The organism is Ruegeria sp. C9 (assembly GCF_056537585.1).
The window spans coordinates 226,660-241,377 of the sequence record NZ_JBQFRU010000002.1 but is presented as its reverse complement, the minus strand read 5'-3'; the positions used below and the strand labels follow the sequence as shown (position 1 = coordinate 241,377).

The 14,718-nt window shown below is 56.2% G+C and carries 14 protein-coding genes; 9 read left to right on the top strand and 5 right to left on the bottom strand.

Translation table 11 applies throughout. The features are described from left to right. Window positions 1-124 precede the first annotated feature (124 nt). From ACR0NE_RS05375 to phoB, 6 genes are all read left to right on the top strand, one after another. On the top strand, window positions 125-1,165 hold the full coding sequence (locus ACR0NE_RS05375; RefSeq protein ID WP_170393061.1) for a substrate-binding domain-containing protein: 1,041 nt from the start codon (window positions 125-127) through the stop codon (window positions 1,163-1,165). Between the two features lie 88 nt (window positions 1,166-1,253). Next, the gene (pstC, locus tag ACR0NE_RS05370; protein WP_170595605.1) at window positions 1,254-2,726 is read left to right on the top strand and encodes a phosphate ABC transporter permease subunit PstC; all 1,473 of its coding nucleotides are present in this window, start codon (window positions 1,254-1,256) and stop codon (window positions 2,724-2,726) included. Next, on the top strand, window positions 2,723-4,039 hold the full coding sequence (gene pstA / locus ACR0NE_RS05365) for a phosphate ABC transporter permease PstA (protein WP_170595608.1): 1,317 nt from the start codon (window positions 2,723-2,725) through the stop codon (window positions 4,037-4,039). The genes pstC and pstA overlap by 4 nt, the downstream gene beginning before the upstream one ends. Before the next feature lie 12 nt (window positions 4,040-4,051). Continuing rightward, on the top strand, window positions 4,052-4,849 hold the full coding sequence (gene pstB / locus ACR0NE_RS05360; protein WP_170393064.1) for a phosphate ABC transporter ATP-binding protein PstB: 798 nt from the start codon (window positions 4,052-4,054) through the stop codon (window positions 4,847-4,849). 16 nt (window positions 4,850-4,865) lie between these two features. After that, window positions 4,866-5,567, top strand: a complete 702-nt coding sequence (gene phoU / locus ACR0NE_RS05355) for a phosphate signaling complex protein PhoU (protein ID WP_170393065.1) — start codon at window positions 4,866-4,868, stop codon at window positions 5,565-5,567. A gap of 12 nt (window positions 5,568-5,579) precedes the next feature. Beyond that, window positions 5,580-6,269, top strand: a complete 690-nt coding sequence (gene phoB, locus ACR0NE_RS05350) for a phosphate regulon transcriptional regulator PhoB (RefSeq protein ID WP_170393066.1) — start codon at window positions 5,580-5,582, stop codon at window positions 6,267-6,269. Here the strand turns inward: phoB and ACR0NE_RS05345 are convergent. Then, window positions 6,266-7,177 carry a LysR family transcriptional regulator gene (locus ACR0NE_RS05345; protein WP_170595610.1) on the bottom strand — a complete coding sequence of 304 codons (912 nt, stop codon included), beginning with the start codon at window positions 7,175-7,177 and terminating at the stop codon, window positions 6,266-6,268. The genes phoB and ACR0NE_RS05345 overlap by 4 nt on opposite strands. 98 nt (window positions 7,178-7,275) lie before the next feature. Here ACR0NE_RS05345 and ACR0NE_RS05340 point away from each other — a divergent pair, with 98 nt between their 5' ends. Together ACR0NE_RS05340 and ACR0NE_RS05335 are read left to right on the top strand one after the other, a co-directional pair. Continuing rightward, window positions 7,276-8,505 carry an acyl-CoA dehydrogenase gene (locus ACR0NE_RS05340; protein WP_170595612.1) on the top strand — a complete coding sequence of 410 codons (1,230 nt, stop codon included), beginning with the start codon at window positions 7,276-7,278 and terminating at the stop codon, window positions 8,503-8,505. A 133-nt stretch (window positions 8,506-8,638) separates the two neighbouring features. Further along, window positions 8,639-9,406: an SDR family oxidoreductase gene (locus tag ACR0NE_RS05335; RefSeq protein WP_170595614.1), complete on the top strand. Its 768-nt coding sequence runs from the start codon at window positions 8,639-8,641 to the stop codon at window positions 9,404-9,406. On the opposite strand, the gene ACR0NE_RS05330 is transcribed toward ACR0NE_RS05335, so the two are convergent. From ACR0NE_RS05330 to ACR0NE_RS05315, 4 genes are all read right to left on the bottom strand, one after another. Continuing rightward, window positions 9,403-10,269 carry an acyl-CoA thioesterase gene (locus ACR0NE_RS05330; protein ID WP_170595616.1) on the bottom strand — a complete coding sequence of 289 codons (867 nt, stop codon included), beginning with the start codon at window positions 10,267-10,269 and terminating at the stop codon, window positions 9,403-9,405. The genes ACR0NE_RS05335 and ACR0NE_RS05330 overlap by 4 nt on opposite strands. A 49-nt stretch (window positions 10,270-10,318) precedes the next feature. Next, window positions 10,319-11,536 carry a serine hydrolase domain-containing protein gene (locus tag ACR0NE_RS05325; protein WP_170595618.1) on the bottom strand — a complete coding sequence of 406 codons (1,218 nt, stop codon included), beginning with the start codon at window positions 11,534-11,536 and terminating at the stop codon, window positions 10,319-10,321. Between the two features lie 107 nt (window positions 11,537-11,643). Further along, complete coding sequence (locus ACR0NE_RS05320; RefSeq protein ID WP_170595621.1) at window positions 11,644-12,675, bottom strand: phosphotransferase family protein; 1,032 nt, start codon at window positions 12,673-12,675, stop codon at window positions 11,644-11,646. A gap of 27 nt (window positions 12,676-12,702) precedes the next feature. Further along, window positions 12,703-13,521 carry an SDR family NAD(P)-dependent oxidoreductase gene (locus ACR0NE_RS05315; protein WP_170405770.1) on the bottom strand — a complete coding sequence of 273 codons (819 nt, stop codon included), beginning with the start codon at window positions 13,519-13,521 and terminating at the stop codon, window positions 12,703-12,705. Between the two features lie 108 nt (window positions 13,522-13,629). On the opposite strand from ACR0NE_RS05315, the gene ACR0NE_RS05310 reads away from it, so the two are divergent. Continuing rightward, on the top strand, window positions 13,630-14,631 hold the full coding sequence (locus ACR0NE_RS05310) for an NADPH:quinone oxidoreductase family protein (protein ID WP_170595623.1): 1,002 nt from the start codon (window positions 13,630-13,632) through the stop codon (window positions 14,629-14,631). Window positions 14,632-14,718 lie beyond the last annotated feature (87 nt).

The following is a 14,718-nucleotide window of genomic DNA, read 5'->3' as shown; positions in this document are numbered from 1 at the left end:
AGAAATTCATGAGTTGTCATGAAACCGTTACATACCTGTCACAAAAGGCTTACGCAGGCGTCATAGTGCTGCGCTCAGATCATCATGGGGATGATCAGTACCCATCCTTTTCAAGGAGACTGAAATGTCCTTTGTAAAACTGTCGGCTTCTGCGCTGGCTATCGCTGCCGTCTCGGCAACCACTGCTGCTGCGCGTGACAACGTTCAAGTTGCTGGCTCTTCCACCGTTCTGCCTTATGCGTCAATCGTTGCAGAACTGTTCGGTGAAAATACCGACTTCCCCACACCGGTTGTTGAATCAGGCGGCTCGTCCGCCGGTCTGAAACGCTTCTGCGAAGGCGTCGGTGAAAACACGATCGACGTTGCAAACGCATCGCGTGCCATCCGTGAAAAAGAGATTAAAGCATGCGCCGAAAACGGTGTGACCGACATCATGGAAGTCCGCATCGGTTATGACGGCATCGTATTTGCAAGCCAGCAGTCGGGTCCTGCCTTCACGGCGTTTGAACCTGCGGATATTTACAATGCCATCGGATCGAAAGTGATGAAAGATGGCGCGCTGGTCGACAACAGCTTCAACAGCTGGGCCGAGTTCAACGCTGACCTGCCGGATGTGGAAATCGCAATGTTCATCCCGGGCACCAAGCACGGTACCCGCGAAGTGTTCGAAGACAAGGTTCTGCTGGCAGGTTGCGAAGCGACGGGCGCGATGGAAGCCATGGTCGCGGGCGGCCTAAGCGAAGATGACGCCGAAGATGCATGCCTGGACGTGCGCACCGACGGCAAATCGGTCGATATCGACGGTGACTACACCGAAACTCTGGCCCGCATCGACACCAACACCAATGGTATCGGCGTGTTTGGTCTGGCGTTCTACGAGAACAACACCGACAAGCTGAAAGTGGCTACGATGGGTGGTATCGCACCGTCGACCGAGAGCATCGCGTCGGGTGAATACCCCGTCTCGCGCCCGCTGTTTTTCTACGTCAAGAAAGCGCATATCGGCGTGATCCCCGGTCTGAAAGAATACGCCCAGTTCTTCACTCATGAAGAAATTGCTGGTCCCTCGGGCCCGCTGGCCAACTACGGTCTGGTTGCCGATCCTGAACTGGCAAAAACGCAGGACGCGATTGCCAACGAAGTAACCTTGGGTTCGGGCAGCTAATCCCTCACCCCGATTGAATTGACTGGGGGCGGCGTTTTCTGTCGCCCCCAATTTTTCCCTAATCCCGATCAAGACCTATGGGGGCGTCATGCCAATTCTTTGGCTCATTCTGATCGTGCTTGCGATCGCGGCAGTCGGATATGTTTTGGGGCGAATGCGCGCCTTGCAAAGTGCCGGAGGGGACAGCCGCAATCTGCATTCTCTTCCCTCGTTTTATGGCGCGAACGTCGCACTGAAAGTCATAGTTCCCGCCTTAGGCTTGTTGATCGTCTGGCTGCTGGTTCAGCCGCTCTACGTTAACTCTCAGGTCTCGGAGATGGTTCCCGAAACGGCGATCAAGGAAGGATCGTCGCGCAGTCTTGTTATGGCCGAGGTGCGTCGGACCGCAAATGGTCTGGACAGTGCCGTTGCCCAGGGACATCTCACCGAAACGCTCGCACAGGATGCGCGGGCGGATATTTCCGAGATGACCCAAAAGTTGAAGGACGCGGGTCAAGTCGTAACCTCGGACATCACGCAGACGGTTTTGCATGCAGCTCAAGTCTATCGGGCGATAAATTCAACCGGTTACGCGATAATGTCCGTCGCTGTGATACTGGTCGCCTTGGCCGGTGCTGCGTTCAGTTGGTTCCAGACGCATTCTGAATATCGTGCCCGCAATGTGGTTGAGCAGGGAATTCGTGTGATGCTGCTGGCGGCTGCGTCGATTGCGATCCTGACAACGGTCGGCATCGTCCTTTCGCTGGTTTTCAATACGTGGGAGTTCTTCAAGCTTTACCCGGCATCAGAGTTCTTTTTCGGTACTACCTGGGCGCCCAGTTTCTCGGGCCGTGGCGGGGCATCAGATCTGGGTATCATCCCATTGCTGTGGGGCACGTTCTATATCTCGTTGGTGGCGTTGTTGGTGGCCGTGCCAATCGGTCTTTTCGCTGCGATTTATCTCAGCGAGTACGCTTCTTCGCGCGTGCGCTCGATCGCCAAACCGATGCTTGAGGTGCTGGCCGGTATCCCGACCATCGTTTACGGCCTTTTCGCTCTGCTGACCGTTGGCCCGCTGTTGCTGAGCGTGTTCGGGGATGACGGATTGGGCTGGATGAAAGCCGGTACGGCAGTGATGACCGCCGGTCTTGTCATGGGCATCATGCTAATCCCATTCGTTTCGTCGCTTTCCGACGACATCATCAACGCGGTGCCTCAGGCCATGCGTGATGGCTCTTACGGGCTGGGGGCCACACAATCCGAGACCATCCGGCAGGTCGTTTTGCCCGCAGCCTTGCCCGGGATCGTGGGAGCGATCCTGCTGGCGGCATCGCGCGCCATCGGTGAGACCATGATCGTGGTTCTGGGGGCAGGGGCCGCCGCGCGTCTGGACCTGAACCCGTTCGAGGCCATGACCACCGTCACCGCCAAGATCGTCAGCCAGCTGACGGGCGACGCCGATTTCGCCTCGCCCGAGGCCCTCGTCGCCTTCGCGCTTGGCATGACACTGTTCATTCTCACGCTGGGGCTGAACGTTTTCGCCCTTTATATCGTGCGCAAGTATCGGGAGCAGTACGAATGACCGACGCCAGCATGCAAAACACCTCGACCTCGCTGACTGCATCCGATGCCCGGACCAAAAAACGCGCGGCTGCCGAAAAGCGTTTTCGCGCCTATGGGATCGTCGCCATCGCGACCGGACTGTTCTTTCTGATTGTGCTGTTTGCCTCAATCCTGTCGCAAGGCATCCCGGCCTTCCAGCGCACAGTTATCAGTTTAGAATTCACGCTGAGCGAAGCGCAGCGCGATGAAGCCGAAGGCACGATGTTCAAGACAAAGGCCTACTCCAATCTGTTCATTGCGGAACTGAATGAACAACTGGCCGAAAGTGGCATCACCGTGGATTTCGATCAGGATGCCATCGAGCGTCTGTTGGGCAAAATCGGGGGTACGATCCGAACCTTCTATGCCGATAATCCTAGCAAGCTGGGTGAGCCGATCATGTTCGATCTGGCGGCTTCAAGCCGTGTGGATGGCTACTTCAAGGGTCGGGTGTCTCGTGAAACACTGCAGGACAGCCGCTTCCTGCAACTCAGCGATCTGGATCTGGTGGACGCACTGAAAGAAGCGGGGATCATTAAGCAGGCTTTCAACTGGCCGTTCATCACTGGTGCGGACTCGGGCGTGGATAACCCCGGTGGCGCGGGTATTGGTGCCTCAGTTGTTGGCTCGTTCTTCATGATGCTGGTGGTGCTGTGCCTATCGCTGCCCATTGGGGTCGCCGCCTCGATCTATCTGGAAGAGTTTGCGCCGCAGAACAAATTTACCGACCTGATCGAGGTGAATATCTCGAACCTGGCCGCCGTTCCGTCCATCGTCTTCGGTATCCTGGGGCTTGCAGTGTTCATTCAATTCATGCACCTGCCGCAGTCGGCACCGCTGGTGGGTGGTCTGGTGCTGACGCTGATGACCCTGCCAACGATCATCATCTCGACCCGAGCCTCGCTAAAGGCGGTTCCCCCGTCTATCCGCGACGCGGCGTTGGGGGTAGGGGCCTCGAAGATGCAGGCCGTCTTCCACCACGTGCTGCCGTTGGCCGCGCCCGGTATCCTGACTGGTACCATCATTGGTTTGGCGCAGGCGCTGGGTGAAACTGCTCCGTTGCTGTTGATCGGCATGGTGGGTTTTGTCGCCCGAGGCTATCCCGATGGCTTTTTGGCGGGCTTCACCGAGCCGAACTCGGCCATGCCGGCACAGATCTACACCTGGGCCGCGCGTGCCGATGTGGGTTTTTACGAGAAAGCCTGGGGCGGCATCATCATCCTTTTGATGTTCCTGCTGACCATGAATATCATCGCTATCATCCTGCGCCGCCGCTTTGAACGCCGCTGGTAGGAGGGGTTTAAAATGAACGATATGACACGAGTGGAGAGAACCGTGGACTCCAAAGACATCAAGATCAACGCCAAGCAGGTTCAGGTCTACTACGGTGAGACCCACGCTATCAAGGACGTGAGCGTCGATATCGAAGACAAGACTGTGACGGCTTTCATCGGTCCCTCTGGCTGCGGTAAATCCACCTTCTTACGCTGTCTGAACCGGATGAACGACACAATCGACATTTGCCGGGTGCAGGGTGATATCCTGCTGGACGGTGAAGACATTTACGACAAGCGCGTCGATCCGGTACAGTTGCGTGCCAAGGTCGGCATGGTTTTTCAAAAACCGAACCCGTTCCCCAAATCGATCTATGACAACGTGGCTTACGGTCCGCGTATCCACGGCCTTGCCAAGAATAAGGCAGAACTGGATGAAATCGTAGAGAAATCTCTGCGTCGTGGTGCGATCTGGGATGAGGTCAAGGACCGTCTGGATGCTCCCGGTACCGGCCTTTCTGGTGGTCAGCAACAGCGTCTTTGCATCGCGCGCGCCGTAGCCACCGAGCCTGAGGTGCTATTGATGGACGAGCCGTGTTCGGCCCTGGACCCAATTGCAACCGCGCAGGTCGAGGAACTGATTGACGAACTGCGTTCACGCTATTCAGTGGTGATCGTGACCCACTCGATGCAGCAGGCTGCGCGGGTCAGCCAGAAGACGGCGTTTTTCCATTTGGGCAACTTGGTTGAGTTTGGCGAAACCGGGCAGATCTTCACCAACCCCGAAGATCCCCGAACCGAAAGTTACATCACCGGCCGGATTGGCTGAGCACAGGATAACTGCAATGAGCGAACAACATATTGCATCCGCGTTCGACCGCGACCTTGAGGCCATCCAAGCACACATCATGAAGATGGGTGGACTGGTCGAAGCCGCCATTATGGGCGCGGCCCGGTCGCTGGAGACCCGCGACGAAGAACTGGCAAATGAAGTGCGTCAAGGCGACAAGGCCATCGACGCACTGGAAGAACTGATTGATGAAGAGACCGCGCGCCTGATTGCCTTGCGTGCACCGACGGCCAGCGATTTGCGGCTGGTGCTGTCCGTTCTGAAGGTTGCGACCAACCTTGAACGGATTGGAGATTACTCCAAGAACATCGCCAAGCGAACGACCGTTCTGGTGAATGCCGGCGAAATCAACGGCAGTGCCGCCGCTCTGCGCCGAATGGCGCGCGAGGTCGAGCGGATGCTGCGCGACGCGCTGGATGCCTATATCCAGCGTGATGCTGAGCTGGCGCAGGACGTGATCGAGCGGGATCTGGAAGTGGACCAGATGTATAACGGCCTGTTTCGCGAGTTCCTGACCTTCATGGCGGAGGATCCGCGCAACATCTCATCGTGTATGCACCTGCATTTCATCGCAAAAAATATCGAACGCATGGGCGATCACGTCACCGCCATTGCCGAGCAGGTCGTCTATCTCGTCACCGGCGAGAGACCCAGCGAAGCGCGCCCCAAAGCCGACAACACGTCGCAAACGATCTAGGAGATCTCAGTCATGTCCGCTGATCAACCGACGGTGCTGGTTGTTGAGGATGAGTTGGCCCAGAGAGAGGTGCTGGCCTATAATCTGGACGCCGAAGGGTTCCGGGTAATCCGTGCCGCTAATGGCGACGAAGCTTTGTTGCTGGTCGAAGAAGACCGCCCGGATATCATCGTTTTGGATTGGATGATGCCCAATCTCAGCGGTATCGAGGTCTGCCGCCGCCTGAAAACGCGGCCGGACACCCGATCAATTCCGATCATCATGCTGTCGGCGCGCTCGGAAGAGGTTGATAAAGTGCGCGGCCTTGAAACCGGTGCCGATGATTATGTGGTTAAGCCTTACTCGGTTGTCGAATTGATGGCACGTGTACGGACACAATTGCGCAGAGTCCGTCCAGCGACCGTGGGCATCCGGTTGGAGTTTGACGATATCATACTGGACTCTGAGACCCACAAGGTCAGCCGCGACAACAAGCTGTTAAAACTGGGCCCGACCGAGTTCCGGTTGCTGAGCACATTCATGGAAAAGCCCGGCCGGGTCTGGAGCCGAGAGCAGTTGCTTGACCGCGTCTGGGGCCGCGATATCTACGTCGACACGCGTACTGTTGATGTTCATATCGGTCGTCTGCGCAAAGCGTTGACCCAACATGGCGGCGAAGATCCGGTGCGAACGGTGCGCGGGGCAGGGTATGCGCTCGGCTAACGTGGCAGTGCTTCTTCGGTCTGGGCCTGAGAAGCAAGCCAGTGTCGAAACTCTCGCAATGATGCGTCATCCGATTTTTCGCGCGGCCAAACCAGATAATATGCCCCCATCGTCTCTATCGCGTCAGGGAAGGCTGCAACCAGCCTACCTGTCGCAAGGTCTAGTTCCACCAGATAGTTTGGCAACAGGGCAACACCCAGGCCGTGCAGCGCGGCTTGGTTGATGGTGTTGAACTGGTCGTGGACGGTGCCGGGCAGGGGATGCGGGTGCGTGACACCCATCTGTTGAAACCAGTCCTGCCAGGCGCGCGGTCTTGTCTGGATATGCAGCAGCGGCAGTTTTAGCAGATCGCGGGGTGACGTCGGAGTGCCTTTGGGTAAAAGCTCGGGCGCGCAGACAGGCAAAACCCGCTCGACACTTAATAACAAGCGATCAGTTCCCGGCCAATCAGGTTCCCCAAAATGTAAAGCCGCATCAAAGGGTTCCGAAGCAAAACTAAACGGTCGCAACCGCGTGGTCATGTTGATTGTGATATCCGGATGGCGGCGGGCGAAATCCGGCAGACGCGGTACCAGCCAGCGCATTCCGAATGTCGGCAGAATCGCCAGATTCAATGTCCCACCGACAGGGGAAATGTGCAGTTTCAGCGCCGCCTGCGCGATCTGAGACAAGGCTGGCCGAACTTCTTGTACATAGTCCTGTCCAGCCTTTGTCAGTGACAATCGCTTGCGATCACGGCTGACCAATTCTGCGTCCAAATGCGCTTCAAGCGTCTGCAGTTGCCGACTGACCGCGCTCTGCGTCAGTGCCATTTCATCCGCGACTGCCGAGGCTGATCCAAGGCGATCCAAAGCTTCAAGCGCGCGCAGCGCGGATATAGGCGGCAGGATAGGGCGCTTGGTGTCCATCTATGCGTTTTGATCATGAAACAATGCAAATGTCTCGCTGTTTTTTGAATATTTCTCAGATTATACTTGCCCAAACCTATTCAATTCGGAGAAGCAAAATGAACGCTCCAGATACAAAGCCTGTCCTGCGCGCAAAAGATGCGCCTGACCTTGGACGTTTCAACTGGAACGACCCATTTCGCTTGTCGGACCAGTTGGAAGAGGATGAACGCCTGATTGCCGACAGCGCGCGCGCTTACGCCCAGGAGAAATTGCAGCCGCGTGTCACCAAGGCTTTTGCAAACGAAGAAACCGATCCCGAGATCTTTCGTGAAATGGGTGAAATGGGCCTGTTGGGCACGACAGTCCCCGAAGAATATGGTGGGATCGGTGCAAGCTACGTATCTTATGGACTTGTGGCGCGGGAAGTTGAACGGGTGGATTCCGGCTATCGCTCGATGATGTCGGTGCAAAGCTCGTTGGTGATGTACCCGATTTTCGCCTATGGCAGCGAAGAACAGCGTCGCAAATATCTGCCGAAACTGGCAAGTGGCGAATGGATTGGGTGTTTTGGCCTGACAGAGCCGGATGCGGGTTCGGACCCGGCGGCGATGAAGACCCGCGCCGAGAAGATTGATGGCGGGTATCGTCTGACCGGCAGCAAGATGTGGATTTCAAACGCACCGATCGCAGATGTCTATGTGGTCTGGGCCAAGTCAGATGCGCATGACGGCAAGATTCGTGGGTTCGTGCTGGATAAAGGCACCAAGGGCCTGAGTGCACCGAAGATCGAGAACAAGCTGAGCCTGCGTACTTCGATCACAGGTGAAATTGTCATGGATGGCGTTGAGGTGGGCGAGGGCGCTTTGCTTCCACATGTTCAGGGTCTCAAGGGGCCGTTCGGCTGCCTGAACCGCGCACGCTATGGTATCAGCTGGGGTGCGATGGGGGCCGCGGAATGCTGCTGGCACGCAGCGCGTCAGTACGGCTTGGATCGTAAACAGTTCAATCGACCACTTGCGCAGACCCAGCTGTTTCAACGCAAACTGGCAGAGATGCAGACCGAAATCTCTTTGGGACTGCAAGCAAGCTTGCGCGTCGGCCGTCTGATGGATCAGGCTGAAGCTGCGCCCGAGATGATCTCGATCATCAAACGTAACAATTGCGGCAAGGCATTGGACATTGCGCGGATGTCGCGTGACATGCACGGCGGCAACGGTATCTCACTAGAGTTCCAGGTGGTGCGTCACATGATCAATCTTGAAACAGTCAACACCTATGAGGGCACGCACGACGTTCATGCATTGATCCTGGGGCGGGCGCAAACCGGGTTACAGGCATTTTACTGAGGCTGTACCTGTTACTCGCATAATCGGTATTATGTAAAATAAGTAGCAAGCGAGCCACGACTATAGAACACACATTGGTCGTGGCATGCCAATATGTTACGCTGTGTTTGAGAAGTAAGACACGAGCTATGCAATGGTTCTGATTGGGAAGACCGTCGTCATCACTGGCGCTGCAAATGGCATAGGTAAAGGTCTTGCCAAGCGGTTCTCAGAAGAAGGTGCGCATGTAGTCTGCGCCGATATCGACCTTGCCGGCGCGCAGGCCGTGGCGGCGGAAATTGGCGGTGATGCACTCAGCTGTGATGTGTCCAAGGAAAGTGATATTCGAAATCTGATTGAGACTGTCGAGGATACGATCGCTCCGATTGATTTATTCTGTGCCAATGCGGGAATACTCACCTTAGGTGGATTTGAAGTGCCGGATGCTGAATGGGACCGCATCTGGCAGATCAACGTGATGTCTCATGTCTGGACCGCGCGGCACCTGATCCCAAGGATGGTTGCGCGTGGTGGTGGTTATTTGATGATCACTGCTTCAGCGGCTGGATTGCTCAATCAACCCGGCGCAGCCCCTTATGGCGTAACCAAACATGCGGCTGTGGGTTTTGCTGAATGGATCGCGATGACCTATGGCGATAAAGGTCTCAGGGTTTCGGTTCTGTGTCCGCAGGCCGTTCGGTCCGAGATGATACGTGGACATGAGGATTCGGTTGCCGCGATTGACGGAATAATTGAACCTGATGAGGTCTCCCAAGCCTGTGTCGAGGCGCTGGCGGATGAACGTTTCTTGATTCTTCCGCATCCACAAGTGCTTGACTATATGCGTTTAAAAACAGAAGATTACGACCGATGGTTAGGTGGAATGATGAAGCTTAATCAAAGGTTTGCTGGCAGTACTTAGTGTTGCTTCCGTCGTCTGAGTAGGCCTTCCTGCGCGACGGACGCAACCAGTTTGCCATCCTGCGAAAAGATCGAACCCCGATTGAAGCTGCGCCCCTGCCCTGTCCACGGCGACTCCATCGAATACAGATGCCAGTTTTGAAACTGCACGGGTGCATGAAACCAGATTGCATGGTCCAGACTGGCCCCATCAATTTCACCAGTGAACCAGCTCAGCCCATGGGGCCGCATTCCGGAACTGAGCAAGCTCATATCCGAGGCATAGGCCAATAGAAGATGTTGTGTAACGGTGTCCGCGTGGTTCGCTGCGCCCATGCGAAACCAGACGTGGTTCTTGTCATCTGCCTTTGCGGGTGCAAACAGGTCCAGCGGATCGATTTCGCGCACTTCGATCGGGCGCTCGCGCAGCAATTCAGCTTTCAGCTTTTCGGGAACACGATCCAGGTATTTTTCGCGCAATTCGTCACGCGATGGATGGTGCTCGGGCGCTTGAACGTCCGGAATCGGATGCTGATGTTCCCATCCGTCATCCTGCTTGTGAAACGAGGCCGACATGTTCAAAATTTGCTTGCCATGCTGGATCGCAACCACGCGGCGGGTTGTAAAAGAACCACCATCGCGCGCGCGATCCACTTGATATATAACCGGAATTGACGGATCTCCGGGCCTTATGAAATAGGCATGCAAGGAATGGCATAGACGATCCTCGACCGTCCTGTACGCTGCCGCAAGCGCTTGCGCGATCACCTGCCCGCCGAAGATACGCGTTGGTGTCTCGCCACCAGAACCGGTTCCGCGAAACAAATCGACCTCAAGCGGTTCGATATTCAGCAGATCAAGCAATATGCGTTCGGCTTCGGTCATTCAGGGCTCTCCGGCGTCTTGGCCTTTTCCGGTATCACTCAAACATCGATCATTCAACGAGCGCCGCGTGAACAAGCGCCTTTAACTCGGCTCGGGATGGATAAGAGCTGGATGGCGAGAGCTGTGTAAAAAACACAGTCGACAGCGCGTTGACCGGATCGATCCAGAAGTAGGTCGAGGCCATCCCGCCCCAGCCATAGTCGCCAACCGAGCTTGGGGCGCGGGTGCGCGCCGGGTTCAGTACCACCGCGCCTCCGATGCCAAAGCCTGTGCCTTCCATGGGTTGCTCTGCAAAGCTTTGTGGACCCATGGATGCAATATCGCCCGGTAAGTGATTGCGAAACATGAACTCTACCGTCTTGGGGCCGAGTAGTCTGGCGCCATTTGCGGTTCCTTTGTTTCGCAACATCTCGGCGAACTTGCTGTAATCGTCGATGGTACTGATCAATCCGCCACCGCCAGAAAAGGTCGTTGCCGCCTCAAACGGGGACTCTCCGGCCCGATCCACCAACCGCAATGTTTCTCCACCCGATTTTGCGGCATTCAGCGCCATGGCATCGCCTTCGAGCGGGGTGTAGAGCGACGCAAATCGGTCCCCTGCCCCTTCAGGCACTGAAAACGCGGTTTCACTCATCCCAAGTGGTCGAAAGATGTGTTCGGTTAGAAACACGTCCAGCGGTTTGCCTGATACGACTTCAATCACGCGGCCAATCACGTCGATCCCGACCGAGTACTCCCAGCGACTACCTGGCTGAAAAGCCAGCGGCAACCCTGCCAGCACTTTAACCCGACCCGCCAGCGGGCCTTGTTTCGGGGAAAAGATCAGATCGAGCTCATCCATGGCCATTGGCAAAAGGCCGGGATTGAACGGGTAGCTCAGCCCGCTGGTGTGCGTCAGCAACTGATGCAGGCTGGGTGTCGGCGCGTCCTTGGTCTGGTTCAACTGCGTTGCACCCGGGACCAAAGCTTGCATGGTTGCAAACTCTGGCAGGAATTCGGAAACCGGGGCATCTAGATGAAACAACCCCTGTTCCACCAGCATCATCAAGGCAACGGACGTCACAGGCTTAGTCATCGAATAGATCCGAACCAGGCTATCGCGTTGGAACGCGAGGTCGGTTTCAATGCAGCGGCGGCCAAATGCGTGAAAGAATGCCTCTTGCCCGTTCTGGTGGATCAGAAGGGCGCTGCCTGCGTATTTCTGCTGCTCAACATATCTGTGCATCCATTGGCGGATGTGGGTCTGCGCGGTCGGATCAAATCCCATGAGGCAACTCCATCTTGATCAGGCCGATCTTGCCTTCGTGAGATCCGAGGCAACAGCGAATTCTGCTGATTTTTGCTGGATTTGTTGAAGGGCGCCGAGAATACTGCCTACGTTTTTTGCAGCGCAGATAATCCGTGTTGGGCGAAGACCGGCACATAGGCACCGAAAGCCTTAGCGCGTGCCGGGTCTGATGCGTTTCCATCCAAGGCCCGCTTGTAGACACCTTGCAGAATGCCGGCCATCCGAAAGAAGTTGAAAGCAAGGTAGAAGCCAAAATTCTCAATCCCCGTTAGGCCGCGGCGCGCGCAATACTCGGCGATGAAGTCCTGATCTGACGGTAGCCCAAGGCTTAACCGATCTACGCCAGCCAACCCCCGACCCTCCTTGCCCGGGGGCAGCTGCCATTGCATGATGACGGCTGCCAGGTCCGCATATGGGTGACCGATGGTCGATAGCTCCCAATCCAGCACTCCGATGCAGGCGGTGCCATGCGCCTCGAACATCAGATTGTCGATTCGGTAGTCCCCATGAACCAGTGTTCTTTGATTGTCATCCTCGGGGATCTGGCGCTCAAGCTCGGCGATCAGCTGATCCATCTCGGCGATTTTTTCGGTCTCAGAGGCGCGATATTGTTTGGTCCAGCGAGCAATTTGCCGCTCAAAATAGTTGCCTGGAGGTCCGAAATCCGAAAGACCCACCGCATCGATATCGACCATGTGCAGTTCGGCCAGTACGCGGTTCATCTCTTTCAGTACACCCGTGCGCGTCGCATTGTTTTCGCCTTTCATGACAGGGTCGACAAATGTGCGCCCTTTCAGATGCTCCATCACGTAAAAGGCAGAGCCTATGACGCTGTCATCTTCACAAAGCAGATGTACTTGCGGGACGGGCACTTTGCTACCAGCCAGCGCCGCTTGTACGCGAAATTCCCGATCCACTGCATGTGCGGATTTCAGCAATATGCCCGGCGGCTTGCGTCTCAGAACATAGGATTTGGCCGGCGTACGCAGCAGATAGGTTGGGTTCGACTGACCCACGGTGAATTTTGTAGCCTCAAGAGGGCCATGATACCCAACAAGATGCGTGTTTAGATAAGCGTCGACGGACTTGATATCCAGAGTGTTTTCAGTGTGTGTCATATATTCAGCCTGCGTATGAACCCACGGCTAAAGGGCATCGGCAAAGATATTGCCACCGGTCTGCACATTTATCCCGCCGGAGACAGGGATGACCGCGCCAGTGACATAGCTGCCTCCGCGACCGCATAGAAACAACATGCAACCAGCGATATCCTCGGCCTGGCCAACCCGGCCCAGTGGAACACCTTTGCCGACCCGCGCGCGCTTGGTTTCGTCCTCGGTAGCAAAGGCCGTCATGCGCGATACGAATGGTCCCGGGGCCAGCGCATTCACCGTAACTCTGTAGGGTGCCAATTCTTTAGCCATGATTTTGGACAGGTGAATAACCGCCGCTTTGGACGCGGAATAGCTGTAGGCCCCGTCACCCATCGGAACTTCACCCATGACCGAACCTACATTGATGACCCGCGCAGGATCCTCGTCGGTTGCGGATTTCATCAGAAGTGGCAGCAATTTTTGGGTCAGATCAAATACGCCTGCGACATTAACCGACATGACTTTGTCCCAAGCGAAATGAGGGAACTGCCCCATCGGCGCGCCCCAAGACACACCTGCATTATTCATCAGTATATCAATCGCTTGAGTGCGACTTTTGACTTCATCTACCAGCGCATCTATACCCGCCTCACTGCTGATGTCGCCAGCAAACCCTTCGGCCGAGCCTGGCGCGTCCAGAGCGTTCAACTCTGTTGCAACCTCCTCGCATGCCTCGCCTTTGCGAGAAGCGATCAGCACATGCGCCCCGGCACGTACCAACGCCTCGGCCGCCATTCGGCCGATACCGGTGGCACCCCCAGTTACCAGTGCCGTCTTTCCACTGAGCGAAAACAAAGTCTCGGGCGTCATGTGCACTCCATTCAGGCGATCTGGGATTCTGGCGCGAGGTCTTCTTGACAATACGTGCTGACAATCCAACGATTTCAAAACAGGTGAAGCAAGAGGCAATTGAAAAACATGCAGGCATTACTCAGCGTCACACCAGGCGGCCCCGAGAGTTTGGAACTGACCACCCTGCCCGATCCAACCCCTGAGTCAGATGAAATTGTATTGCGTATCCGCGCCGCCGGGGTGAACTTCCCTGATACGCTGATGATCCGGGACCTCTATCAGATAAAACCACCCCGCCCCTTTGCACCAGGTGGTGAAATCGCCGGAGAAGTTGTCTCGGTCGGAGAAGGCGTCACAGACTTCGCGCCTGGTGATCGGGTTCTGGCGCTGACAGGGCACGGAGGGTTCGCTACGCACCTGAAGCTCAAACCAGCGACTGCCGTCAAGATACCCGACGTGATGCCGTTTGAAGATGCGGCTAGCTTTGTCTTCACCTTCGGCACTTCATACCACGCCCTCAAGGACCGTACGCTACTTAAGCCCGGCGAAAAAGTACTTGTTCTGGGGGCCGCCGGTGGCGTTGGGTCTGCGGCGATCGAGCTAGCCAAAGCGATGGGGGCACATGTGATCGCGGCGGTCTCGTCTGAAGACAAAGCATTGTTTTGCAGAGATATTGGTGCAGACCAGACGCTGATCTATCCACGCGATTTGGACCGCGAAGCGCAAAAGGCCCTGTCCGCCGAGATAAAGGCACTGGCCCGGGGCGAAGGTGTGGATGTGGTCTACGACGCGGTCGGCGGAGACTACGCTGAGCCCGCCTTGCGAAGTATGGCGTGGGGCGGGCGTTATCTGGTTGTTGGCTTTCCTGCCGGCATCCCCAGCATTCCGCTGAACCTGGCTTTGCTCAAGGGCTGTCAGATCGTCGGGGTGTTCTGGGGCGCGTCCGTACTTCGCGACCCGAAGGGGCACGCAAAAAACCTGGCCGAGTTGTTCCGCCTATATGGTTCGGGAAAGATTTCACCCCGTATCAGTGCACGATTTCCGCTAACCCAGGCGGCAGAGGCAATTGGCATGCTCGAACGGCGCGAGGCTCTCGGTAAAGTTGTGGTCACGATGGAAGATAATTGAATAGAGGATGGGATTGAGCCGATCCAGCAACCTGCATGCGTCAATGAAGCTCTACCCATAAGAGCGAAGGTCGCTGGACGACCTTTA

Bases quoted from the DNA above. Each gene is read 5' to 3' on its own strand.
- ACR0NE_RS05310 (WP_170595623.1), top strand. From the start codon at position 13,630: ATGCAGGCATTACTCAGCGTCACACCAGGCGGCCCCGAGAGTTTGGAA.
- ACR0NE_RS05325 (WP_170595618.1), bottom strand. From the start codon at position 11,536: ATGGGATTTGATCCGACCGCGCAGACCCACATCCGCCAATGGATGCAC.
- ACR0NE_RS05340 (WP_170595612.1), top strand. From the start codon at position 7,276: ATGAACGCTCCAGATACAAAGCCTGTCCTGCGCGCAAAAGATGCGCCT.
- ACR0NE_RS05320 (WP_170595621.1), bottom strand. From the start codon at position 12,675: ATGACACACACTGAAAACACTCTGGATATCAAGTCCGTCGACGCTTAT.
- phoU (WP_170393065.1), top strand. From the start codon at position 4,866: ATGAGCGAACAACATATTGCATCCGCGTTCGACCGCGACCTTGAGGCC.
- ACR0NE_RS05330 (WP_170595616.1), bottom strand. From the start codon at position 10,269: ATGACCGAAGCCGAACGCATATTGCTTGATCTGCTGAATATCGAACCG.
- ACR0NE_RS05315 (WP_170405770.1), bottom strand. From the start codon at position 13,521: ATGACGCCCGAGACTTTGTTTTCGCTCAGTGGAAAGACGGCACTGGTA.
- ACR0NE_RS05345 (WP_170595610.1), bottom strand. From the start codon at position 7,177: ATGGACACCAAGCGCCCTATCCTGCCGCCTATATCCGCGCTGCGCGCG.
- pstB (WP_170393064.1), top strand. From the start codon at position 4,052: ATGAACGATATGACACGAGTGGAGAGAACCGTGGACTCCAAAGACATC.
- ACR0NE_RS05375 (WP_170393061.1), top strand. From the start codon at position 125: ATGTCCTTTGTAAAACTGTCGGCTTCTGCGCTGGCTATCGCTGCCGTC.
- phoB (WP_170393066.1), top strand. From the start codon at position 5,580: ATGTCCGCTGATCAACCGACGGTGCTGGTTGTTGAGGATGAGTTGGCC.
- ACR0NE_RS05335 (WP_170595614.1), top strand. From the start codon at position 8,639: ATGGTTCTGATTGGGAAGACCGTCGTCATCACTGGCGCTGCAAATGGC.
- pstA (WP_170595608.1), top strand. From the start codon at position 2,723: ATGACCGACGCCAGCATGCAAAACACCTCGACCTCGCTGACTGCATCC.
- pstC (WP_170595605.1), top strand. From the start codon at position 1,254: ATGCCAATTCTTTGGCTCATTCTGATCGTGCTTGCGATCGCGGCAGTC.